This is a genomic window from Streptomyces bicolor (assembly GCF_000719285.1).
Taxonomy (GTDB): domain Bacteria; phylum Actinomycetota; class Actinomycetes; order Streptomycetales; family Streptomycetaceae; genus Streptomyces; species Streptomyces bicolor.
The window spans coordinates 302,840-325,053 of the sequence record NZ_JOFS01000008.1 but is presented as its reverse complement, the minus strand read 5'-3'; the positions used below and the strand labels follow the sequence as shown (position 1 = coordinate 325,053).

Sequence of the window (22,214 nt, the reverse complement as noted above, 5' to 3'; positions counted from 1 at the left end):
CGAGCAGAAATGAGCATAGCGATGATTGAAGATGACGAGTAGTGTTCACGCCATGCTGGCGGAACGACGACATCAACTCATCCTGCGGGCCCTGCGCTCCGGCGGCCCCGCGGCTGTGACCGACCTCTCCGAGCAGCTGGGTGTGAGCCCCGCCACGGTCCGGCGTGACCTGCTCAAACTCGAGGAGGACGGGCTGCTGACCCGGGTGCACGGCGGCGCCGTCGTGGAGGAGGGCGACCAGCCTTTCGCCGAGGTCGCCGAGGTGCGCGTGCCCGAGAAGGACGCCATAGCGGTGCACGCGGCCTCGATGATCGAAGATGGTCAGTCGGTGCTGCTCGACATCGGGACCACCGCCTTCCGCCTCGCCCGTCAGCTGCACGGCCGCCGCCTCACCGTGATCACCAGCAACCTGGTGGTCTACGAGGAGCTCGCCGACGACGAGGGCATCGAGCTGGTGCTGCTGGGCGGTATGGTCCGCCGCGAGTACCGGTCCCTGGTCGGCTTCCTCACCGAGGACAACCTGCGCCAGCTGCACGCCGACTGGCTGTTCCTCGGGACCAGCGGGGTGCGGCCGGGCGGGCAGGTCATGGACACCACGGTCGTCGAGGTGCCGGTGAAGCGGGCCATGATCAAGGCCGGCGACAAGGTCGTCCTGCTCGCCGACGCGGCGAAGTTCCCCGGGCACGGGATGGCGAAGGTGTGCGGTCCCGAGGATCTGGACGTGGTGGTGACGAACGCGCCGGTCGACCCGGCGACGCAGGCCTCCCTGCAGGAGGCGGGCGTCGAGGTCGTCGTGGCGGGAAGGGTTCAGACGTGAAGCTGACGATTCTGGGCGGCGGCGGGTTCCGCGTGCCGCTCGTGTACGGGGCGCTCCTGACGGACCGCGCCGAGGGCCGGGTCATCCACGTCGTGCTGCACGACCTGGACTCCGGGCGGCTCTCCGCCGTGTCCCGTGTGCTCGCCGAACAGGCGGCCGGGGTCCCCGACGCGCCCGAGGTGACCGCCACCACCGACCTCGACGAGGCCCTGCGCGGCGCCGACTTCGTCTTCTCGGCGATCCGCGTCGGCGGCCTCGAAGGCCGGGCGAACGACGAGCGGGTCGCCCTCGCCGAGGGCGTCCTCGGCCAGGAGACGGTCGGCGCGGGCGGCATCGCCTACGGCCTGCGGACCGTCCCGGTCGCCGTCGACATCGCCCAGCGGGTGGCCCGCCTCGCGCCGGACGCCTGGGTCATCAACTTCACCAACCCGGCGGGCCTGGTCACCGAGGCCATGTCCCGCCACCTCGGCGACCGCGTCATCGGCATCTGTGACTCGCCGGTCGGCCTCGGCCGCCGTATCGCCCGCGTGCTCGGCGTGAAGAACCCCGGCGAGGCGTGGATCGACTACGTCGGCCTGAACCACCTCGGCTGGGTGCGCGGCCTGCGCGTCGCCGGCCGCGACGAGCTCCCGCGCCTGCTTGCCGACCCCGACCTGCTCGGCTCCTTCGAGGAGGGCAAGCTCTTCGGCGTCGACTGGCTGCGGTCGCTGGGCGCGATCCCGAACGAGTACCTGCACTACTACTACTTCAACCGGGAAGCCGTACACGCCTACCAGCAGGCCGAGAAGACCCGCGGCGCCTTCCTGCGCGACCAGCAGGCCGGCTTCTACGAGCGGGTGCGCGACCCGGACGCCTCCGCCCTGGAGGTCTGGGACCGCACCCGCGCCGAGCGCGAGGCCACCTACATGTCCGAGAACCGGGAGACGGCCGGCGCCGGCGAGCGTGACGCCGACGACCTGTCCGGCGGGTACGAGAAGGTGGCGCTCGCCCTGATGCGGGCCATCGCCCGCGACGAGCGCACGACCCTGATCCTCAACGTCCGCAACCAGGCCACCCTGTCCGTCCTCGACACCGACGCCGTCATCGAGGTCCCCTGCCTGGTCGACGCCAACGGCGCCCACCCGGTCGCGGTCGCCCCGCTGCCCGACCACGCCACCGGGCTGGTCTGCGCGGTCAAGGCGGTCGAGCGGGAGGTGCTCGCCGCCGCCGAGTCCGGCTCCCGTACGACGGCGGTGAAGGCCTTCGCGCTGCACCCGCTCGTCGACTCCGTGAATGTGGCCCGTCGCCTCGTCGACGGCTACACCTCCGTCCACCCCGGTCTCGCGTACCTTAAGTAGGCACCCCGCCGGAAAGCGCTTTCCCGCACCCGCTCTCTCTGGAGAACCCCTCATGCACGACGAACGCCGCCGGATCGAAGAACGCGTAGAGCGCCTCCACAACCAGCGCATCAAGTCCGCGATCTACGCGGCGACCGTCCCCTTCGAGGTCGAGGCCTGGCAGGCGCCGGGCGAGCCCGTCTCCTTCGAGGAGGCCGCGGCCGCCCGGTACGAACCCTTCGCGATGAACACCCCGTGGGGTCCGCCCTGGGGCACGACCTGGTTCCGTATGCGCGGCCGGGTGCCCGCCGAGTGGGCCGGACGCCGCGTCGAGGCGGTCATCGACCTCGGCTTCGTCGGCGACTGGCCCGGCAACCAGGCCGAGGCCCTGGTCCACCTGCCCGACGGCCGCCCCTTGAAGGCGGTCAACCCGCTCAACCAGTACGTGCCGATCGGCAACCCGGTCGCGGGCGGCGAGGAGATCGACTACCTGGTCGAGGCCGCCTCCAACCCCGACATCCTGGCCGACAACTTCTCGAAGACGACCCCGCTCGGCGACATCCTCACGGCGGGCGACAAGCCGCTCTACACCTTCCAGCGTGCCGACATCGCCGTCCTGGACGAGGAGGTCTGGCACCTCGACCTGGACCTCCAGGTGCTGCGCGAGCTCATGGTCCACCTCGCCGAGCACGAGCCGCGCCGCCACGAGATCATGCACGCCCTCGACCGGGCCATGGACGCCCTGGACCTGGACGACATCTCCGGCAGCGCCACCGCCGTCCGCGAGATCCTCGCCCCCGTCCTGGCCCGCCCCGCCCACGCCAGCGCGCACACGATCTCCGGCGTCGGCCACGCCCACATCGACTCGGCGTGGCTGTGGCCCATCCGCGAGACCAAGCGCAAGACGTCCCGCACCTTCTCCAACGTCACCTCGCTCGCCGACGAGTACGACGACTTCATCTTCGCCTGCTCGCAGGCCCAGCAGTACGAGTGGGTGCGCGACAACTACCCGCACGTGTGGGCCCGGATCCAGGAGTCGGTGAAGAAGGGCCAGTGGGCGCCGGTCGGCGGCATGTGGGTCGAGGCCGACGGCAACCTGCCCGGCGGCGAGGCCATCGCCCGCCAGCTCATCCACGGCAAGCGGTTCTTCATCGAGCACTTCGGCGTCGAGACCAAGGGCGTCTGGCTGCCGGACTCCTTCGGCTACACCGCCGCCTACCCGCAGCTCGCCAAGCTCGCCGGCAACGAGTGGTTCCTGACCCAGAAGATCTCGTGGAACCAGACCAACAAGTTCCCCCACCACACCTTCTGGTGGGAGGGCATCGACGGCACCCGGATCTTCACCCACTTCCCGCCGGTCGACACCTACAACGCCCGCTTCAGCGGCGAGGAGATGGACCGCGCGGTCCGCAACTACTCGGAGAAGGGCGGCGGCACGCGCTCCCTCGCACCGTTCGGCTGGGGCGACGGCGGTGGCGGCCCCACCCGGGAGATCATGGAGCGGGCGCGCCGGCTCGCGGACCTGGAGGGCTCGCCCAAGGTCGTCGTCGAGCACCCGGACACCTTCTTCGCCACGGCCCGCGAGGAGTACCCCGACGCTCCCGTGTGGGTCGGCGAGCTCTACCTGGAGCTCCACCGGGCGACGTACACCTCCCAGGCCCGCACCAAGCAGGGCAACCGCCGCAGCGAACACCGGCTCCGCGAGGCGGAGTTGTGGGCGACGACCGCGGCACTGCACGCGCCGGACTACTCCTACCCGTACGAGAAGCTGGAGCGCCTGTGGAAGACGGTCCTGCTGCACCAGTTCCACGACATCCTGCCGGGCTCGTCGATCGCCTGGGTGCACCGCGAGGCGGAGGCCGAGTACGCCCGGGTGGCCGAGGAACTGGAGGCACTGACGGCGGAGGCGGTCGCCGCGCTGGGTGGCGGTGACGCGCGGGTCTTCAACACGAGCCCGTTCGAGCGTGCCGAGGTGGTGCGTACGGCCGAGGGCGCACCGGTGTACGTGACGGTGCCCGCGAGCGGCAGCGCGCCCCTCGCCGCCGCCGAGCCCGCGCACCCGGTCTCGGTCTCCGGCCGGGTCCTCGACAACGGGCTGGTCCGGGTCGAGGTGGCGGAGGATGGCACGCTGGCCTCCGTACGGGACCTCCGGGCCGGCCGTGAAGTCCTGGCGGACAAGGGCAACCTGCTGCGCCTGCACACCGACCTCCCCAACTACTGGGACGCCTGGGACATCGACAAGCACTACAAGAACCGCTTCACCGATCTGCTGGACGCCGAGACCGTCAAGGTCGTCGAGGAGAGCCCGCTCGTCGCGGCGATCCGCGTCGAGCGCGCCTTCGGCAAGGGCTCGAAGATCACCCAGACGATCACGCTCCGCGCCGGCAGCCCGCGCATCGACTTCGAGACCGAGATCGACTGGCACGAGGCCGAGAAGATCCTCAAGGCGGGCTTCCCGGTGGACATCCGCGCCCCGCACTCCTCCGCCGAGATCCAGTTCGGCCACATCCAGCGCCCCACTCACACCAACACCAGCTGGGAGGCGGCCCGCTTCGAGGTCTCCGGCCACCGCTGGGTGCACATCGCCGAGCCCGGCTACGGCGTCGCCGTCATCAACGACTCGACGTACGGCCACGACGTCTCCCGCACGGTCCGCGAGGACGGCGGTACGACGACCAGGGTCAGCCTCAGCCTGGTGCGTGCCCCGCGCATCCCGGACCCCGAGGCCGACCAGGGGAGGCACCGCTTCACCTACTCCCTGCTCCCCGGCGCGAGCATCGCGGACGCCGTCGCCGAGGGCTACGCACTCAACCTCCCGCTGCGGGTGGCGGACGCGGCGGGCCCGCCCGAGCCGGTCGTCTCCGTGGACGGCGACGGTGTGACCGTCGAGGCGGTCAAACTGGCCGACGACCAGTCCGGCGATGTCGTCGTACGCCTTTACGAGTCCCGCGGCGGCCGGGCCACCGGCGTCGTCCGCACCGGCTTCCCGCTGGCGGGCGCCCAGGTGACCGACCTGCTGGAGCGCCCGCTGGAGGAGGACGCGGACCTCACCGGCGACGGCGGGGTGGCCGTGACCCTGCGCCCCTTCCAGGTCCTCACGCTCCGCCTGAAGCGCACCGAGGGGAGCTGACCGGTGGCGATGCAACCCTGGTTCACGGACGCCAAGCTGGGGATCTTCGTCCACTGGGGCATCTACGCCGTCGACGGCGTGCAGGAGTCCTGGTCGTTCTACGACGACATCGTCCCGTACGACCAGTACATGTCCCAGTTCGACCGCTTCACGGCCTCCCGTTACGACCCGCGCGCCTGGGCGAAGCTCTTCGCGCGGGCCGGCGCCCGGTACGCCGTTCTGACCAGCCGCCACCACGACGGTGTGGCCCTCTGGGACACCGCCCACGGCGACCTGAACGTGGGCCGCGACCTGATCGCCGGCTACGCCGACGCCCTGCGCGAGCAGGGCCTCAAGGTCGGCCTGTACTACTCGCACTCCGACTGGAGCCACCCCGACTACGCCTCCACGCGCAAGCCGGGCCGTCCGCCGGAGCTGGAGGACAACCGTTACTCCGAGGTCGCGGCCGAGGACGAGGACCTGGACGCCTGGGAACGCTTCATCGCCTACCGGGACGGCCAGATCCGCGAACTGACGTCCCGCTACAAGCCGGACCTGCTGTGGTTCGACGGCGAGTGGGACCGCAGCGAGGAGCAGTGGCGCATTCCCGAGCTCGCCGCGCTCATCCGCTCCGAGGTGCCGGACGTCGTCTTCAACGCCCGGATGCTCAGCGAGGGCGACTACGCGACGCCCGAGCAAGGCGCCCCGGTGGTCCCGCCGGAGGGGCCCTGGGAGCTGTGCCTGACGCTCAACGACTCCTGGGGTCACCAGCACCACGACGACAACCACAAGTCGGTCGACCAGCTGATCCGCTACTTCACGGAGACGATCGGCGGAGGCGGCAATCTGCTGCTCAGCGTCGGTCCGAGGGAGGACGGGACGATCCCGCGGGAGCACGTCGAGCGCCTGGAGAGGCTCGGCGACTGGATCGCCAAGCACGCGGAGGCGGTGTACGGCACCGAGCGCGGCCTCCCCGCCGGTCACCACTACGGCCCGAGCACCCTCTCCAAGGACCACCGCACCCTGTACCTGATCCTCTTCGACGCCCCGCGCGCCGAGATCAACGTACGCGGACTGCTCGGGTCGGTGCGCCGGGTCACGGTCCTGGGCAGCGGCACCGAACTCGCCCACCGCATCACCGGCGGCCTGCACGAGACGCCGGGCGTCCTCTGGATCGAACCGCCTGCCGCGGCGGACCTCGACCCGCACGCCACGGTGCTCGCCGTCGAACTGGACGGGGAGCTGGAGCTGTACCGGGGCTCGGGCCGCTTCTGACCCGGGACGCACTTCGGGCCGGTCGGCTGCCGCCCCCGTGACAGCTGCCGACCGACCCGTCCCCCGTGCTCCCCCTGTGGTGCCTTTCCCCGTGCTGTGGTGCTGTGGTGCGATCCCCCGTGGTTCCCCTTGCTTCCCCCGTTGCCTTTCACTGTGATGAGCGCGGGGGCGGCCGCCTGATACACCCTCGGGCGAAAGAAATTCTCAGCCCGTGAACCCGGCCGTGATCGACGTGAACTGCCAGTTGCTCGGGCGGCTGCACCTCGCGGGCGGCATCATGCTGACCGTGGTGTGGTCGCGGAATCTGCCCGCCGAGCCGTCCAGCGTGCGTGTCTACCAGGACAGCGTCGGACATTGGTATGCGAGTTTCGTTGTTCTCGCCGAGGTCCAGCCGCTCGCTGAGACCGGACGCGCGATCGGTATCGACTGGGGCGTGAAGGAGACCGCCACCACTACCAGCGACACCCACGACCTTCCCCATGCCCAGCACGGGAGGAAGGCCATGGCGAAGCTGTCTCGATACGACCGGATGATGGCCCGCAGGAAGCCGAAGAAGGGGCAGGCCGCCTCGAAGGGGTACCGCGAGGCCAAACTCCTGCGCGTTGCCCTGATCGAGATGGGCCGCAAGCACGGGCGAGACGTTCGCCTGGTACACCCCAAGCACACCACGATGGACTGCGGAAACTGCGGAGCGAGAGCCAAGCACGCACTGCCGCTGTCGGAACGCATCTATACCTGCACGGCTTGCGGAGCCGTCTCCCCGAGGGACAAGAACTCCGCGCGCGTGATGCTCGTCCGGGCTGGTCTCAACCCAGCTGGTGTCGAGGGCGTAAGACCTGACGGGGCGCTGCTCCGTCAGGCGGCTTGAGCCAGGAATCCCCTCCCCTCGGGGAGGGGAGGATTCAAGATCATGCCGTCCGACGTCGATCTGCACAGCGCCGAGATTGATCCATACCGGCCAATAACTCTAGAGCGGCAGCACCTGAGCCGCCCCACTGTCGACCGAGTCAACGGCCGCAGGTGCCGGTACCGCCGGCAGCAAGGGCTCCTCGATCTCCGTCCGCTGCTGCGGAATGGAGACGGGCCTCAGTGGCCGCGGCCCGGAGACGACCGTGTAGTCCTGCCCCAGGAACGGCGGCGCCACGTCCCCCGGATCCTCCCCGAGCGCCAACTGCACCGCCAGCCAAGGCACATTGACCCCGCACAGCGACAGCTGATGCAACCCACCGGCCGGACGCGTGTTCACATCCATCAGCACCGGCCTCTCACCGAACATCCGGAACTGGATGTTGGACAGGTAGTGCAGCCCGAACCCCTCCGCGATCAGCCGCGCCGGCTCCAGCCACTGCTCCTGCAGTGTGAACCCGCGACGGCGGCCGTTCTTGACCCGGCCGATCGCCAGGCGCACCCGGTTGTCCGGACCGGTGAGGCAGTCCACCGACACCTCCGGCTGCTCAAGACGCGGCATGACCAGCCAGTCCACCGACTCGTCGGCCCGTCGCAACGCGTCCACCACGAGGTCCAGCTGCACATACGGGGTTGGGAACCCGTTGAGGTGCAGCAGCGAGAAGGGGGAGCGCGTGATGACCCGGAAGCCCACCCCGCCCGCACCGGACGCCGGCTTGAAGCAGGCCTTGTACCCGTCCGCCTCCAACTCCTCGACGGCCGCCACGAGTTCGTCGGCGGTACGCACCCGCCACCACGGCGGCACCGGCACCCCGATCGCCTGCACGGCCTCGTACGCGATCACCTTGTCCTGGAAGACCGCCACGGCCTCCGGCGGCGGCGCCAGCAGCGCCGTACCCGCCGCCTCGAAATCCGCGCGGTGCGCGACGATCGCCGACTGGTGCATCCGGGGCACGAAGACGTCGATACCGCGGCGCCGGCACTGGTCGAGCGCGTACTCGACATACCCGGCCGGGGACAGGCCCTCCGGCTCCAGGTCGGCCGTGTCGGCGGCGGCCAGCACGGGCGAGTCGGCGTCCCCGTGCGTCGCATGGATCTCGACGGCCCGATCGCTGGGATTTCTCCGCAGCTGATCCATGAAGAACACGTTCTCCGCGTACGTGCGGTTGAGCCAGACGCGTACGCGAGAGACCATGCAGGGCCGTCCTTTCGGGTTCGCGGGCAGGGCGAAGCAGGCCCGTGCCCGGGCAGGGTGAATGGAGGGACACCAAATCGCCCCGTGCGAAGGGACGTTCAAGGCGGTGGTGTTGGGGCGATCATACGGCTTTCAAAGGGTGCCGCGTGCAACGTACGTGTTACGGATTTCCCGATCATGCCGACGTGATCCCGCCTTGTACCTGCGCACCGCGATGTGGTCTGGTGGAGTCCTTCGGGTGATCGGAAGGGGCGAGGGGTGACGTCGACGGCCGGCGGTGCCGGACAGCTGCTGGCCATCAGTGACCTGCACATCGGTTACGAGGAGAACCGCGCCCTCGTCGAGAAGATGCGTCCCGGCTCGGACGACGACTGGCTGCTCGTCGCCGGTGACGTCGCCGAGACCGTGGCCGACATCCGCTGGGCCCTCGAGACACTCGCCGGCCGTTTCCGCAAGGTCGTCTGGGCGCCGGGCAACCACGAACTGTGGACCCACCCGAAGGACTCCGTCACCCTGCGCGGCGTCGCCCGCTACGAGCACCTCGTCGACCTGTGCCGGGAACTGGGCGTGACCACCCCCGAGGACCCCTACCCCGTCTGGGACGGCCCCGGCGGCCCGGTGGCCGTCGCACCGCTGTTCCTGCTCTACGACTACTCCTTCCTGCCCTCCGGCTGCACCACCAAGGAGGAGGGACTGAGGTACGCGCACGGCACCGGGATCGTGTGCAACGACGAGTTCCTGCTGCACCCGGACCCGTACCCGTCCCGGGAGGCCTGGTGCGAGGCCCGGGTCGCCGAGACCGAGCGCCGGCTCGCCGCACTGCCCGAGGACCTTCCCACGGTCCTCGTCAACCACTACCCGCTGGACCGCCACCCCACGGACGTCCTGTGGTACCCCGAGTTCGCCATGTGGTGCGGCACCCGGCTGACCGCCCAATGGCACCGCAGGTTCCGCGTGGAGACCATGGTGTACGGCCACCTCCACATCCCGCGCACCACCTGGCACGAGGGCGTCCGCTTCGAGGAGGTGTCGGTGGGGTACCCCCGGGAGTGGCGAAAGCGACCGGACCCGCCGGGACGCCTGCGCCGGATTCTGCCCAGGGAGGACGGGCCCCGTTGATCGAGGAACTGCTGCCGGACGTGGTCGTCACCGTGGAGGCGTACGGCGACGAAGAGCCCCCGAACACGGCCCTGTACCCCGAGGAGGAGGCCGTCGTGGCCCGGGCGGTCGGCAAGCGCCGCCGGGAGTTCGCCGTCGTGCGCTCCTGCGCCCGACGTGCCATGGAGAAGCTCGGCGTGCCGGCGCAGCCGATCCTGCCCGGTGAACGCGGCGCCCCCGGCTGGCCGGCCGGCCTGGTCGGCAGCATGACCCACTGCGACGGCTACCACGCCGCCGCCCTGGTCCGCGCCACCGACCTCGCCTCCCTCGGCATCGACGCCGAGCCCCACCAGACGCTCCCGCAGGGCGTCCTGCCGGCCGTCGCCCTGCCCGCCGAGGCGGAGCGGCTGCGCCGCCTGGCCGACGACCACCCCGTCGTCCACTGGGACCGGCTCCTGTTCAGCGCGAAGGAGTCCGTCTACAAGGCGTGGTTCCCCCTCACCGGGAAGTGGCTGGACTTCACCGAGGCCGACATCGAATTCTTCGCCGACCCCGGTGAGCGGTTCCTCGGCGGCTTCCGGGCGCGGCTGCTCGTGCCCGGCCCGTGGGTGGGTGACCGCCGGGTGGACCTCTTCGAGGGTCGGTGGACGGTCCGCCGAGGACTGGTGGCGACAGCGGTGAGCGTGCCGCACACCTGAGCCCTCGTCCGGCACGGCACCTACGGCTCCGCGGGACACCAGGTCTGCAGCAGCCGGAAGAACTCCTCCTCGTTGCCGCTCAGTCCCGCGTCGGCCAGGGCCTGTTCCGCCTCGGCGAGGACGGAGGGCGGGACGAACGGTGGTCGCCGGGAGCCGGGGGGACCGTCGAACGCGGCTCGTACGGTGTGCAACAGCCGCAGATAGGCCTGGACGGCGGTGCGCTCGCGGTCGGTCAGTACGGCGGTGGGCATCGGTCGGCTCTCCCCAAGTCGGCGTCATCGCGTCACGCCCCGCATATGAGGGCGCACCTCCAGCTTGCCGCCCACCACTGACAATCGGGCCCGCCCACACCTCCGTTCGCCCGCTTAGCGGAGGTGAAACCTCCCCGAAATCCGTTGTGGGAAAGCCGTCCTACGCTGGAGGGAAGGGCTTTCGGCCGCACTCGCGGCAAGGGAACGGGGACAGGAACGGGGGCGAGTTTCGTGGTCGACTTCCACGGACCGCGCCCGGCGCGCGCCGTACGGCTGCGCCCGGTGGGCGACGGAGAACTCGAGTTGCAGTACCGCATGGTGCACGGCTATCGGCGGGCGTTCCGGATGGCCGGCGAAGGGCCGGCGCTGGTGTTGATCCACGGCATCGGCGACTCCTCCGACACCTGGGCCGAGCTGATCCCCGACCTCGCCCGCACGCACACCGTCATCGCCCCCGACCTGCTCGGCCACGGCGCCTCGGACAAGCCGCGCGCCGACTACTCGGTGGCCGCGTACGCGAACGGCGTACGCGATCTGCTCACCACGCTCGGCATCGAGTCGGCGACGCTGCTCGGGCACTCGCTGGGCGGCGGAGTGGCGATGCAGTTCGCCTACCAGTTCCCCGAGCGCACCGAACGGCTCGTCCTGGTCAGCGCGGGCGGGGTGGGCCGCGAGGTCAACCCGGTGCTGCGGCTGGTCTCCCTGCCGGGCGCCCATCTCATGCTGTCGACGCTTCGGCTGCCGGGCATGCGCCTTCAAGTCGGGCTGGCGGTACGGTTGATGAGGCTCCTCGACACCGATCTCGGCCAGGACGCGCCGGAACTGCTCACCCTCGTCGACGCGCTGCCCGACGAGACCTCGCGCAACGCCTTCATCCGAACCCTGCGGGCGGTCGTCGACTGGCGCGGGCAGGTGGTCACCATGCTGGACCGCTGCTATCTGACCGAGGGCATGCCGACCATGCTGCTGTGGGGCGACCGGGACAGCGTGGTGCCGGTGCGGCACGCGTACGGGGCGCACGAGGCCATGCCGGGGAGCCGGCTGGAGATCTTCGAGGGGGCGGGCCACTTCCCGTTCCACACCGACCCCGCCCGTTTCGTCGCCCTGGTCGAGGAGTTCACGACCACCACCGCGCCAGCCGACTGGAGCCGCGAGCACTGGCGCCAACTGCTGCGCGCGGGCCGGCCCGGCACGGCGGCGGGGCAGCCGGACACCGCCCGTACGCGCGCGGTGGAACGGGATCTGCGGGAGGCGAGCGAACGCAGCGCGACCTGACCCGACGCGGCGCTGACGACAGCACGGGCGCCCCCCGCCCGCGTGAAGCCGTCATGCCCGAGTCAGCTCTGTGGCCCCAGGTAACCCAGTGACGCCTCGATCCGTCCCGCTAAGTGGTCCCGCTGTCCCCGCGCCGAAGAAACCGCAAGCCACGGGCGGCACTTGCTGGCCAACAGCAGGCCGAAGGTCTCGGCCTCCTTCTCCTCGGCCTGGTCGAAGTGGCTGCGGGCGGCGACCCTCAGGACCGTCGAGCGCAGGTCGGCCTTGTCGTCGAGGAGACGGGCCGCCACGGAGGCCCCTTCGATGCTGTGGCTGGAGTGGCCGGCCTGCATGTGCCACAGCTCGTGGCCGAGGATCACCAACTGATGCTCGGGCGCGGTGCGTTCCTCGATCACGACGAGGTCCTGCTCGGCCATGTCGAGCCACAGTCCGCTGGCGGTGCCGGCCGGGAAGGCGGACGTACGGAAGTGGACGGGACGGCCGCGGCGTCTGCTCATCGCGTCGCACAGGGCGCCGTACAGCTTCTCGGGCGCCGTGGGCGCGGGAAGCTTCAGTTCCGCGACCAACTCGCCGCACAGGCGGCGCATTTCCCTACCGATGCCCACAGGTCTCCCGTTCTCCCGCTTCACGACTCGGGCCGCTTGACGCTCTCCAGGAGCATGTCCAGCCACTCGGCGACCTTGTCGCGGTGCTGGTCCGTGGGCAGTTGAGCGGCCCGCCAGGCGATTCCGCGCACGCCGTGGTCCTGCAGGAGCTTCTCCAGCGGATCCTCGACGGCCTGCGCCGCCTCGCGCTCGGCGAGCTTCTGCAGCAGATCCTGCTCGGTGCGCTGGAGGGCGCCCGCGAGCGCCTCGGGGTCCTCGGCCGTGAGGAATCCGGCGTGCACCCGGAAGAAGCGCTGGATGGCGTCGCAGTGCTCCATGGTGGGACGCCGGTCGCCGTTGATGAGCGCGCCCGCCTGCTGGCGCGACATGCCCGCACCGTCGGCGATCTCCTGCTGGGTGTACTTGCGGCCGTTCGGCTTGAGGCGAGTGCGGCGCAGCAGGTCCAGGCGCTGCAGGAACCGGGCCTGGACGTCCGGCTCGCCCGCCGGGCGGCCGCTCAGCAGGGCCTTGACCACGGGCTCCGGGACGCCGGAGGCGACAGACAGGCGGCCGGTGTCGAAGACCTCCGGGTGCGGCACGCCGAGCCGGTCGGCGAGCGCGGCGACACGAGCGACGACGGCCGGCAGCACAGCCGTCGGTGTGACGCCCGGACCCTCGAAGCCATCCGTCACCGACAGATCTCCTACGTCTCTCACAGGCTTCTCACAAGCGGTTGCCGTGAACTTGGTGGAGATTACCCGCTGGTTCGAACTCACATCCAGGTCTCGCCACAACTGTGGCCAATTTCAGCCGTCAACAGCCAAGGAATGCCACGATAGTTGACACGGCTGAGAACCGGGCAGCAGGATCAAGGCGCCGCGTGAAGGCCGCATAGGCAAGAGGGGTGACCTCCCGATGGCATATCAGGCAGGTGGGCAGCGGTTCGAGCCGCGGCCCGTCCCCGAGAGCCGCGAGGCCCAGGCGTATCTGCGGGACTACGGCGCTCTCGTGGAGGCCGTGCCCTTCCCGTCCGTCATCCTCGACCACCGCTGGGACGTCCTTCTGGCGAACACCGCTTTCGCGTCACTTTTCCGCGGTGTGGGGCCGCATCCGACGGCCATGCCCGACGACAACTTCCTCAGGTTCGTGCTCTTCCACCCGGACGCGAGCACGGTCCTGGGTGAGCACGAGTCCAGCTGGTGCCTGCCGATGCTCGCCCACTTCGCGGCCGCCGTGGAGCGGCACGGCCACGACCACGGCCTGCAGGCCATCCGCCGGGAGATCGCCCAGGACCCGATCATGGAGGCCGCCTACCGGCAGGGTCTGCCGCACTGGATCCGCGCCGTCGGCGAGCGAGCCGTCGTGCAGGACGGTGCCGTACGGCCGTTGCTGCACCCCGACCCGCGCTGGGGCGCGACCGAGTGCCGGGTCGTCGACGAGACGCCCAGGACGCTTCAGGGGATGGGCTACACCCGGCTGACCCTGGTACTGCGCGAGGCGCGCCGCGACCGGCCCAGGGGCCGCGGGGTACGTCGCACCGCGAGCCACCTGAGAGTCGTGCCCACCCCCGAGGACTGAACGGGGCACCGTCGGCGTTCAGGTCGCCGACGGCGCCCCGTCAGCGCGGCCGGATCTCTGCCCGCATCGCTGATGCTCCCTCATTCCCAGCATTAGCGACATGTGACATAGTACTGATGTGAGCAAGCGACTGACCTGCGATGTCGTGGTCGTCGGAGCCGGAATGGTGGGCGCGGCCTGCGCGTGGTACGCGGGCCGGGCGGGCCTCGACGTGATCCTCGTGGACCGTGGCCCGGTGGCCGGCGGCACCACCGGGGCCGGCGAGGGCAACCTCCTCGTCTCCGACAAGGAGCCGGGCCCGGAGCTGGACCTGGCGCTGCTGTCCGGTCGGCTGTGGGGCGAGCTGGCGCGGGAGTTCGGGGACGCCGTCGAGTACGAGCCCAAGGGGGGAGTGGTCGTGGCCTCGTCGCCCGACGGGCTCGTGGCGCTGGAGCGGTTCGCCGAAGGACAGCGCGCCGCCGGGGTCGCCGCCGAACCGGTGGCCGGTGACAGGCTCCACGACCTCGAACCCCACCTGGCCCCGGGCCTGCCCGGCGCCGTCCACTACCCCCAGGACGCCCAGGTCATGCCCGCCCTGGCCGCCGCCCACCTGCTCCGCGCCTCCGCCGCCCGCCTGCTCACCGGCCACACCGTGACCGACGTGCTGCGCGCACCGGACGGCACCGTGCGCGGGGTCCGCACGGACAGGGGCGACATCCACGCGCCGGCCGTCATCAACGCGGCCGGCACCTGGGGCGGCGAGCTCGCCGCACTGGCGGGCGTCCGGCTGCCCGTCCTCCCCCGGCGCGGCTTCGTCCTCGTCACCGAACCCCTGCCGCGCCGGGTGCGCCACAAGGTGTACGCCGCGGACTACGTGGCCGACGTGGCCAGCGACTCGGCCGCGCTGCAGACCTCACCCGTCGTGGAGGGAACGGCCGCGGGGCCGATCCTCATCGGGGCGAGCCGGGAACGGGTCGGCTTCGACCGGACGTTCTCGCTGCCGGCCGTACGGGCGCTGGCCGCGGGGGCGACCCGGCTGTTCCCGTTCCTGGAACGGGTGCGCGCGATGCGCTCCTACCTCGGCTTCCGCCCGTACCTGCCCGACCACCTGCCCGCCGTCGGACCCGACCCCCGCGTCCCCGGCCTGTACCACGCCTGCGGTCACGAGGGCGCGGGCATCGGACTCGCCACCGGAACCGGCCACTTGATCGCACAGGCGCTGACCGCGAAGACCCCCGATCTGGACCTGGCCCCGTTCCGCCCAGACCGTTTCGCCGAGGAGGCCGCGTGAGATCGCCCCTGGAACTGGTCGGCGCCCAGCCGGGCCCCGCGTTCACCGTGACCCTGGACGGCCGCGAGATCGAGGCACTGCCCGGCCAGACCGTCGCCGCCGCACTCTGGGCCGCCGGTGTCACGTCATGGCGCGGCACCCGGGGCCAGGGCCGGCCGCGCGGGGTCTTCTGCGGTATCGGCGTCTGCTTCGACTGCCTCGTGACCGTCAACGACCGCCCCAACCAGCGGGCCTGCCTTGTGCCATTGCACCCGGGGGACGCCATCCGAACGCAGGAGGGGACGGGCCACGATGACTGAGCGAGCGCATCTGGCTGTGATCGGCGCGGGGCCTGCCGGTCTCGCCGCAAGTGTCGCGGCGGCAGCCGGTGGGGTACGGGTCACGCTCCTCGATGCGGCCCCGGAAGCCGGCGGGCAGTTCTACCGACAGCCCGCCGCCGAGCTGCGTGCCCGCCGTCCGCAGGCCCTGCATCACCAGTGGCGCACCTGGGAGCGGCTCCGCGAAGGGCTGCGCACCCACGTCCAGTCAGGCTCTGTACGGCACTTGACGGAACATCACGTCTGGTGCGTGGAGCGGAACGACGACGGCTTCACCGTCCACGCACTCCTCGGCCCCGAGCAGGAGGAGCCGGCCGAAGTGCGCGCCGACGCCGTGCTCCTGGCCACCGGCGGTTACGAGAAGGTGCTGCCCTTCCCCGGCTGGACCCTCCCCGGCGTCGTCACCGCGGGCGGCGCCCAGGCCATGCTCAAGGGCGCCCTCGCGGTCTCGGGACGCACCGCCGTGGTCGCCGGGACCGGCCCGCTGCTGCTCCCCGTGGCTACCGGACTCGCCGCGGCCGGGGTCGACGTCTCCGCGCTCGTCGAGTCCGCGAGCCCGAAGTCCTTCGTACGGCGATCCCGCGCGCTGGCGGCGCAGCCCGGCAAGGTCGCCGAGGGCGCCGGGTACGCGGCCCGGCTGCTGCGCCACCGGGTGCGGCTCCTCGCCGGGCACACGATCGTCGAGGCGCACGGCACCGAGCGGCTGGAGGCCGTGACCGCAGCCGCGCTCGACGGAGCCGGGCGGGTCCGGCCGGGCAGCGAACGCCGTATCCCCTGCGACACCCTGGCCGTCGGCCACGGCATGCTCCCGCACACGGACCTCGCCGAGACGCTGGGCTGCGGGCTCGACGGCCTCGCGGTGCACGTCGACGACGAGCAGCGCACCGACGTGCCCGGCGTCTGGGCCGCCGGAGAGACCACGGGCATCGGCGGCGCCGCCCTCTCGCTCGCCGAGGGCCATATCGCCGGACGCTCGGCCGCGGCACGCCTGACCGGCACCGAACCCGGCCCCGGCACCTGGGCGGCGGCCGACAGGGTCCGTACCCGGCTGCGCACGTTCTTCGCCGCGCTCGACTCCGTGTACGCCCCACCCGCCCACTGGACCGAGCAGATCACCGACGACACCGTGGTGTGCCGCTGCGAGGAGGTCACCGGCGGGGCCGTCCGGGAGGCCGTGGCGGAGCTCGGTGCCGGTGATCCGCGGACCGTGAAGCTACTGACGCGGGCCGGGATGGGCTGGTGCCAGGGGCGGATGTGCGGGCCCGCGGTCGCGGGGCTCGCGGGGTGCGGACTCACGCCGTCCCGGCGGCCTTTCGCCCGTCCGGTGCCGCTCGGAGTGCTGGCCCGGGCCGGCGAGCTCGACCACCAGTGAAATGTCACACCCTATTGCCCACCCATTGAGAGGGGATCTCACATGACCGCCACCGAGCACCGCCCCTGGCGCGGCGTCCTCGTCGCCACCGCGCTTCCGCTCAACGACGACCTCTCCGTCGACCACGGCAGGTTCGCCGAGCACTGCGCCTGGCTGGTCGAGAACGGCTGCGACGGTGTCGTACCGAACGGCTCGCTCGGCGAGTACCAGGTCCTCACCCCCGAGGAGCGGGCCGAGGTCGTCGAGACGGCCGTCGCCGCCATCGGCGGTGCGCGCGTGATGCCCGGTGTCGCCGCCTACGGGTCCGCCGAGTCCCGCCGCTGGGCCGAGCAGGCGCGAGACGCCGGCTGCCGGGCCGTGATGCTGCTGCCGCCCAACGCCTACCGCGCCGACGAGCGTTCCGTCCTCGCCCACTACGCCGAGGTCGCAGAGGCGGGCGTGCCCATCGTGGCGTACAACAACCCCATCGACACCAAGGTCGACCTGGTGCCCGAACTGCTCGCCAAGCTGCACGGCGAGGGCTACATCCAGGCGGTGAAGGAGTTCTCCGGTGACGTCCGCCGGGCCTATCAACTCGCCGAGCTCGCCCCCGAGCTCGACCTGCTGATCGGTGCCGACGACGTGCTGCTGGAGCTCGCGATCGCCGGTGCGAAGGGCTGGGTGGCCGGCTACCCGAACGCGCTGCCGAAGTCCTCCGTCGAGCTGTACCGCGCGGCCGTCAGCGGTGACCTCGGCACGGCCAGGAAGCTGTACGAGCAGCTGCACCCGCTGCTGCGCTGGGACTCCAAGGTCGAGTTCGTGCAGGCGATCAAGCTCTCGATGGGCGTCGTCGGCCGCCACGGGGGACGCTGCCGTCCACCGCGGGTGCCGCTGCTGCCCGAGCAGGAGGCGGCGGTCCGCGCCGCGACCGAGAAGGCCGTCGCCGCAGGGCTCGCGTAACCACACCCGCGCCGATCGCAAAGGAGGCTGGACCGTGCGCAGCAAACTCGTCCTGCACGCCGTCGACTCGCACACCGAGGGCATGCCCACCCGCGTCATCACCGGCGGCATCGGCACGATCCCCGGCGCGACCATGAACGAGCGGCGCCTGTACTTCCGCGAACACCGCGACGACATCAAGCAGCTCCTGATGAACGAGCCGCGCGGTCACTCGGCGATGAGCGGCGCCATCCTCCAGCCGCCCACCCGCCCCGACTGCGACTGGGGCGTCATCTACATCGAGGTCTCCGGCTATCTGCCGATGTGCGGGCACGGCACGATCGGCGTCGCGACGGTGCTCGTCGAGACCGGCATGGTCGAGGTCGTCGAGCCGGTCACCACGATCCGCCTCGACACCCCGGCCGGCCTCGTCGTCGCCGAGGTGGCGGTGGAGGACGGCGCCGCGAAGGCGGTCACCCTCCAGAACGTGCCGTCCTTCTCCGTCACCCTCGACCGCAAGATCACACTGCCCGACGGGCGCACGGTGACATACGACATGGCGTACGGCGGCAACTTCTACGCCATCCTGCCGCTGGCGGAGTTCGGGCTGCCCTTCGACCGCTCCCGCAAGGACGACATCCTCGAAGCGGGCCTCTCCCTCATGGCGGCGATCAACGCCGAGGAGGAGCCGGTGCACCCCGAGGACCCGTCGATCCGTGGCTGCCATCACGTCCACCTGATCGCCCCCGGCGCCACCGCACGGCACTCCCGGCACGCCATGGCGATCCACCCCGGCTGGTTCGACCGCTCGCCCTGCGGCACGGGGACCAGCGCGCGCATGGCACAGTTGCACGCCCGCGGCGAACTCCCGCTGCACACCGAGTTCGTGAACGAGTCCTTCATCGGCACCCGGTTCACCGGACGCCTCCTCGGCACCACCGAGGTCGCCGGCATCCCGGCCGTCCTGCCGAGCTTCACCGGCCGCGCCTGGGTCACCGGCACCGCGCAGTACCTGCTCGACCCGTCCGACCCGTTCCCGGCCGGGTTCGTGCTGTAGGGAGAGGGCCGCGCGGCCGAGGGAGCCGAGGATAATGACCGGTACCGCGTGACATTGCACCAGCTAGGAGACTCCGCATGGCCGCCCAGCGCACCAGCGCCCCGTCCACCGCAGCCGCCCCCGCGCTGCCTACCCTGGGCGGCAAGAAGAGCAGCTACCGGGAGCGGGTCGCCGACGCCCTGCGGGCGGCGCTGATCGCCGGGGAACTGCTCCCCGGCGAGGTGTACTCCGCGCCGACGCTCGCCGCCCGCTTCGGCGTCTCGGCGACACCGGTGCGCGAGGCCATGCTGGACCTGGTGAAGGAGGGCCTGGTCGACACCGTGCCCAACAAGGGCTTCAGGGTCACGGCCGTCTCCGAGAAGCAACTCGACGAGTACAAGCACATCCGCGCGCTCATCGAGATCCCCACCGTGGTGGAGCTGGCCCGGACCGCCGACAAGGTCTCCCTGGAGGCACTGCGCCCCGCCGCCCGGGAGATCGTCCAGGCCGCCGTCTCCGGCGATCTCATCGCCTATGTCGAGGCCGACACCCGCTTCCATCTCGGCCTGCTCGCCCTCGCCGGCAACGCCCACCTCGTCGAGGTCGTCGGCGACCTCCGCAAACGCTCCCGCCTCTACGGCCTGACAGCACTGGTCGAGGCCGGCCGGCTGCTGGCCTCCGCCGAGGAGCACCTCGAACTCCTCGACGCGCTGATCGCCCGGGACGAGGAGGCCGTACACGAGGTCATGACCCGCCACCTCGGGCACGTACGCGGACTGTGGGCCGCCCGCCGAGACCGTTGAGGCCGTTCAGCGAGGCGGAGGCGTATCAGACTTCGTGACCGAGTCGGTTACCTCCCCGCGCTTCGCGGCCTGGATCTGCGCATACACATGGGTGCGCAGTTCGGCGAAGCGCGGGTCCACGCGGGTGTGCAACTGGTCGCGTTCGGCGGGCAGTTCGACCTTCAGCTGCTCCTGGACGACGGTGGGGGAGGCGGACAGCACGATGACCCGCTCGCCCAGGTACACGGCCTCGTCGATGTCATGGGTGACGAACAGGATCGTGATCCCGCGCTCCCGCCACAGCCCCCGGACCAGGTCCTCCAGATCGGCCCGTGTCTGCGCGTCCACCGCCGCGAACGGCTCGTCCATCAGCAGCACTTGGGGCTCGTACGCCAGCGCCCGCGCGATGGCGACGCGCTGCTGCATACCGCCGGACAGCTGCCACGGATACGCTCCCACGGCGTCCGCGAGCCCCACCGACTCCAGCGCGTCCCGCACCAGTTCCCGGCGTCGCGCCTTGCTCAGGTTCTTCTGCTTCAGCGGGAGTTCGACGTTCTCGCCGACCCGCATCCAGGGGAAGAGGCTGCGACCGTACTCCTGGAACACGAAGGCCATCCCGGGCGGCGGGCCGCTCACCCTCCGCCCCTCCAGGAGCACCTCCCCACTCGTCGGCGTGAGCAGCCCGCCCATGCACTTCAGCAGGGTCGTCTTGCCGCAGCCCGACGGGCCGACGAGACAGACCAGTTCGCCGGCGTCGACCGTGAAGGTGAGGTCGCGCACCGCCTCCACCCGCCGCCCGGAACCCTCGTAGACCTTCTTCAGGCCCCGTACGTCGAGCATGGACCGCCCCTTCTCGAGTGTCACGGCGACCGCCGGGTCGAAGCGCGCAGACCGTGGTACCAGCCGAGCACCCGCCGCTCGACCAACTGGAAGACGACCGACAGCAGGAATCCGAGCAGACCGAGCACGAGGATGCCGGTCCACATGTCCGGGATCGCGAAACCCCGCTGGAACTGGACGATGGTGAAGCCGAGCCCGTTGCTGGCGGCGAACATCTCGCTGATGACCATCAGGATGATGCCGATGGACAGGGCCTGGCGCAGACCCGCGAAGATCTGCGGGCTCGCCGAGCGCAGCACCAGGTGCCTCAGCCGGGCCGTGCCCTTGACGCCGTACGACCGTGCCGTCTCCGCCATCACCGGGTCCACCGCCCGCACGCCCTCGACGGTGTTGAGCAGGACCGGCCACATACAGCCGCTCGCGATGACCGTGACCTTCATCGTGTCACCGATGCCCGCGAACAGCATGATGACCGGCACCAGCACCGGCGGCGGCACCGCCCGCAGGAACTCCAGGACCGGTTCGCACACGGCCCGCACCCGCCGGTAGGAGCCGATGACGGTACCGGCCGTCACGCCGACGACGGCCGCCAGCGCGTAACCACCGGTCAGCCGCAGCACGCTGGGAAGGACGTCCTCCCGCAGCCGCTCCGCAGTCCATACGTCGGGGAAGGCCTCCAGGATCGTCCGCAGCGGAGGCCAGTACACATCCGTGCTGCCCGCCGAAGCCACCCACCAGACGGCGACCAGCACGGCCGGCAGCGCGAACACGAACACCAGCCGCAACAGCACGCGGGTCATACCGCCACCTCCCCGCGCACCGACTGATGCCAGGCCAGCGCCCGCCGCTCCACGGTCCTCGCGCCCACGTTGATCAGCAGCCCCAGCAGCCCGGTCACCACGATCAGCGCGTACATCTCCGGCACGGCCTGCGAAGCCTGAGCCACACCGATGCGCTTGCCCAACCCCGGCGCACCGATGACGAGTTCGGCCGTGATGGCGAGGATCAGCGCGACGGCCGCCGCGAGGCGCACGCCGGTCATGACGTACGGCAGCGCGGTCGGCCACAGCACATGCCGGATCCGGGCCCAGGTGCCGAGTCCGTACGAGCGTGCCGTCTCGTCGGCGACGGGGTCGACGTCCTGGACGCCGTACAGGACCTGGATCAGCACCTGCCAGAAGGAGGCGTAGACGACGAGGAGGAGCACCGAGCGCAGTTCGGTGCCGTACAGCAGCACGGCGAGCGGGATGAGCGCGACCGACGGGATCGGGCGCAGGAACTCGATCGTGGAGGCCGTCGCCGCGCGCAGATACGGCACCACCGAGACGACGACGCCGAGCACGATGCCCGCACACGACGCGATCGCCAGGCCCAGCGCCCAGCCGGTGAGCGTGTCGCCGAGCGCGGTCCAGAAGGCGGCGTCGGCGACCTCGTCCGCGAGCGCGTCGGCGATACGGCTGGTCGGCGGGAAGTAGGCCTCCTTGACCAGGCCGAGCCGCGGCACCGCCTCGCCCAGGGCGAGGAAGGCCGCGAGCCCGGCCGCACCGAGTGCGACGTTCGCGCCCCTCACAGGTCCA

The 22,214-nt window shown here is 71.2% G+C and carries 21 protein-coding genes and 1 pseudogene; 15 read left to right on the top strand and 7 right to left on the bottom strand.

The features are described 5' to 3' along the window. Positions 1-52 precede the first annotated feature (52 nt). The 5 genes and pseudogenes from IF78_RS0112875 to IF78_RS0112855 form a co-directional block, all read left to right on the top strand. Positions 53-817 (top strand): DeoR/GlpR family DNA-binding transcription regulator, encoded by a 765-nt coding sequence (locus IF78_RS0112875; RefSeq protein ID WP_031480801.1) that lies wholly within the window; start codon positions 53-55, stop codon positions 815-817. Further along, positions 814-2,154, top strand: coding sequence for a 6-phospho-beta-glucosidase (locus tag IF78_RS0112870; protein WP_031480803.1), 1,341 nt, complete (start codon positions 814-816; stop codon positions 2,152-2,154). Before IF78_RS0112875 ends, IF78_RS0112870 begins: the two co-directional genes overlap by 4 nt. Before the next feature lie 52 nt (positions 2,155-2,206). Beyond that, entirely contained in the window at positions 2,207-5,263 is a 3,057-nt protein-coding gene (locus IF78_RS0112865) for an alpha-mannosidase (protein ID WP_031480805.1), read from the top strand. 3 nt (positions 5,264-5,266) lie between these two features. Then, complete coding sequence (locus IF78_RS0112860) at positions 5,267-6,517, top strand: alpha-L-fucosidase (protein WP_031480806.1); 1,251 nt, start codon at positions 5,267-5,269, stop codon at positions 6,515-6,517. A gap of 250 nt (positions 6,518-6,767) precedes the next feature. Further along, positions 6,768-7,385 (top strand): annotated as a pseudogene (locus IF78_RS0112855) (RNA-guided endonuclease InsQ/TnpB family protein); the annotation flags it as partial. Between the two features lie 99 nt (positions 7,386-7,484). Here the strand turns inward: IF78_RS0112855 and IF78_RS0112850 are convergent. Further along, positions 7,485-8,618: an ATP-grasp domain-containing protein gene (locus tag IF78_RS0112850; RefSeq protein WP_031480809.1), complete on the bottom strand. Its 1,134-nt coding sequence runs from the start codon at positions 8,616-8,618 to the stop codon at positions 7,485-7,487. Between the two features lie 258 nt (positions 8,619-8,876). On the opposite strand from IF78_RS0112850, the gene IF78_RS0112845 reads away from it, so the two are divergent. Together IF78_RS0112845 and IF78_RS0112840 are read left to right on the top strand one after the other, a co-directional pair. Further along, positions 8,877-9,737 carry a metallophosphoesterase family protein gene (locus IF78_RS0112845; protein ID WP_031480811.1) on the top strand — a complete coding sequence of 287 codons (861 nt, stop codon included), beginning with the start codon at positions 8,877-8,879 and terminating at the stop codon, positions 9,735-9,737. Continuing rightward, positions 9,734-10,414: a 4'-phosphopantetheinyl transferase family protein gene (locus tag IF78_RS0112840; RefSeq protein ID WP_031480813.1), complete on the top strand. Its 681-nt coding sequence runs from the start codon at positions 9,734-9,736 to the stop codon at positions 10,412-10,414. Before IF78_RS0112845 ends, IF78_RS0112840 begins: the two co-directional genes overlap by 4 nt. 20 nt (positions 10,415-10,434) lie before the next feature. Here IF78_RS0112840 and IF78_RS0112835 read toward each other — a convergent pair whose 3' ends face one another. Continuing rightward, on the bottom strand, positions 10,435-10,665 hold the full coding sequence (locus IF78_RS0112835) for a hypothetical protein (protein ID WP_031480815.1): 231 nt from the start codon (positions 10,663-10,665) through the stop codon (positions 10,435-10,437). A gap of 231 nt (positions 10,666-10,896) precedes the next feature. Between IF78_RS0112835 and IF78_RS0112830 the strand changes: the two genes are divergently transcribed. Continuing rightward, positions 10,897-11,940 carry an alpha/beta fold hydrolase gene (locus IF78_RS0112830; protein ID WP_031480817.1) on the top strand — a complete coding sequence of 348 codons (1,044 nt, stop codon included), beginning with the start codon at positions 10,897-10,899 and terminating at the stop codon, positions 11,938-11,940. 62 nt (positions 11,941-12,002) lie between these two features. On the opposite strand, the gene IF78_RS0112825 is transcribed toward IF78_RS0112830, so the two are convergent. Together IF78_RS0112825 and IF78_RS0112820 are read right to left on the bottom strand one after the other, a co-directional pair. Further along, positions 12,003-12,527 (bottom strand): hypothetical protein, encoded by a 525-nt coding sequence (locus tag IF78_RS0112825; protein ID WP_031480819.1) that lies wholly within the window; start codon positions 12,525-12,527, stop codon positions 12,003-12,005. 38 nt (positions 12,528-12,565) lie between these two features. Further along, entirely contained in the window at positions 12,566-13,216 is a 651-nt protein-coding gene (locus IF78_RS0112820; protein WP_031480821.1) for a helix-turn-helix domain-containing protein, read from the bottom strand. Between the two features lie 223 nt (positions 13,217-13,439). Here IF78_RS0112820 and IF78_RS0112815 point away from each other — a divergent pair, with 223 nt between their 5' ends. From IF78_RS0112815 to IF78_RS0112785, 7 genes are all read left to right on the top strand, one after another. Then, positions 13,440-14,102 (top strand): MmyB family transcriptional regulator, encoded by a 663-nt coding sequence (locus tag IF78_RS0112815; protein ID WP_031480823.1) that lies wholly within the window; start codon positions 13,440-13,442, stop codon positions 14,100-14,102. Between the two features lie 118 nt (positions 14,103-14,220). Next, complete coding sequence (locus IF78_RS0112810; protein WP_031480824.1) at positions 14,221-15,372, top strand: NAD(P)/FAD-dependent oxidoreductase; 1,152 nt, start codon at positions 14,221-14,223, stop codon at positions 15,370-15,372. Beyond that, positions 15,369-15,671, top strand: coding sequence for a (2Fe-2S)-binding protein (locus IF78_RS0112805; protein ID WP_031480826.1), 303 nt, complete (start codon positions 15,369-15,371; stop codon positions 15,669-15,671). Before IF78_RS0112810 ends, IF78_RS0112805 begins: the two co-directional genes overlap by 4 nt. Further along, entirely contained in the window at positions 15,664-17,061 is a 1,398-nt protein-coding gene (locus IF78_RS0112800; protein WP_031480828.1) for an FAD/NAD(P)-dependent oxidoreductase, read from the top strand. Before IF78_RS0112805 ends, IF78_RS0112800 begins: the two co-directional genes overlap by 8 nt. 42 nt (positions 17,062-17,103) lie before the next feature. Then, positions 17,104-18,000, top strand: a complete 897-nt coding sequence (locus IF78_RS0112795; protein WP_031480830.1) for a dihydrodipicolinate synthase family protein — start codon at positions 17,104-17,106, stop codon at positions 17,998-18,000. Between the two features lie 34 nt (positions 18,001-18,034). Beyond that, positions 18,035-19,036, top strand: coding sequence for a proline racemase family protein (locus IF78_RS0112790; protein ID WP_031480832.1), 1,002 nt, complete (start codon positions 18,035-18,037; stop codon positions 19,034-19,036). Positions 19,037-19,113: 77 nt separating this feature from the next. Then, entirely contained in the window at positions 19,114-19,818 is a 705-nt protein-coding gene (locus tag IF78_RS0112785) for a GntR family transcriptional regulator (RefSeq protein ID WP_031480834.1), read from the top strand. A gap of 6 nt (positions 19,819-19,824) precedes the next feature. On the opposite strand, the gene IF78_RS0112780 is transcribed toward IF78_RS0112785, so the two are convergent. From IF78_RS0112780 to IF78_RS0112770, 3 genes are read right to left on the bottom strand one after another with little or no spacing between them, the layout of a single operon-like run. Then, on the bottom strand, positions 19,825-20,637 hold the full coding sequence (locus IF78_RS0112780) for an ABC transporter ATP-binding protein (protein WP_199921393.1): 813 nt from the start codon (positions 20,635-20,637) through the stop codon (positions 19,825-19,827). 20 nt (positions 20,638-20,657) lie between these two features. Further along, positions 20,658-21,437: an ABC transporter permease gene (locus IF78_RS0112775; RefSeq protein ID WP_031480838.1), complete on the bottom strand. Its 780-nt coding sequence runs from the start codon at positions 21,435-21,437 to the stop codon at positions 20,658-20,660. Beyond that, positions 21,434-22,207, bottom strand: a complete 774-nt coding sequence (locus IF78_RS0112770) for an ABC transporter permease (protein ID WP_031480840.1) — start codon at positions 22,205-22,207, stop codon at positions 21,434-21,436. Before IF78_RS0112770 ends, IF78_RS0112775 begins: the two co-directional genes overlap by 4 nt. Between the last annotated feature and the right edge of the window lie 7 nt (positions 22,208-22,214).

Coding starts and splice junctions, on each gene's coding strand:
- IF78_RS0112850 (WP_031480809.1), bottom strand. CDS start 8,618: ATGGTCTCTCGCGTACGCGTCTGGCTCAACCGCACGTACGCGGAGAAC.
- IF78_RS0112785 (WP_031480834.1), top strand. CDS start 19,114: ATGGCCGCCCAGCGCACCAGCGCCCCGTCCACCGCAGCCGCCCCCGCG.
- IF78_RS0112780 (WP_199921393.1), bottom strand. CDS start 20,637: ATGCTCGACGTACGGGGCCTGAAGAAGGTCTACGAGGGTTCCGGGCGG.
- IF78_RS0112825 (WP_031480819.1), bottom strand. CDS start 12,527: ATGCGCCGCCTGTGCGGCGAGTTGGTCGCGGAACTGAAGCTTCCCGCG.
- IF78_RS0112865 (WP_031480805.1), top strand. CDS start 2,207: ATGCACGACGAACGCCGCCGGATCGAAGAACGCGTAGAGCGCCTCCAC.
- IF78_RS0112835 (WP_031480815.1), bottom strand. CDS start 10,665: ATGCCCACCGCCGTACTGACCGACCGCGAGCGCACCGCCGTCCAGGCC.
- IF78_RS0112800 (WP_031480828.1), top strand. CDS start 15,664: ATGACTGAGCGAGCGCATCTGGCTGTGATCGGCGCGGGGCCTGCCGGT.
- IF78_RS0112795 (WP_031480830.1), top strand. CDS start 17,104: ATGACCGCCACCGAGCACCGCCCCTGGCGCGGCGTCCTCGTCGCCACC.
- IF78_RS0112815 (WP_031480823.1), top strand. CDS start 13,440: ATGGCATATCAGGCAGGTGGGCAGCGGTTCGAGCCGCGGCCCGTCCCC.
- IF78_RS0112775 (WP_031480838.1), bottom strand. CDS start 21,437: ATGACCCGCGTGCTGTTGCGGCTGGTGTTCGTGTTCGCGCTGCCGGCC.
- IF78_RS0112875 (WP_031480801.1), top strand. CDS start 53: ATGCTGGCGGAACGACGACATCAACTCATCCTGCGGGCCCTGCGCTCC.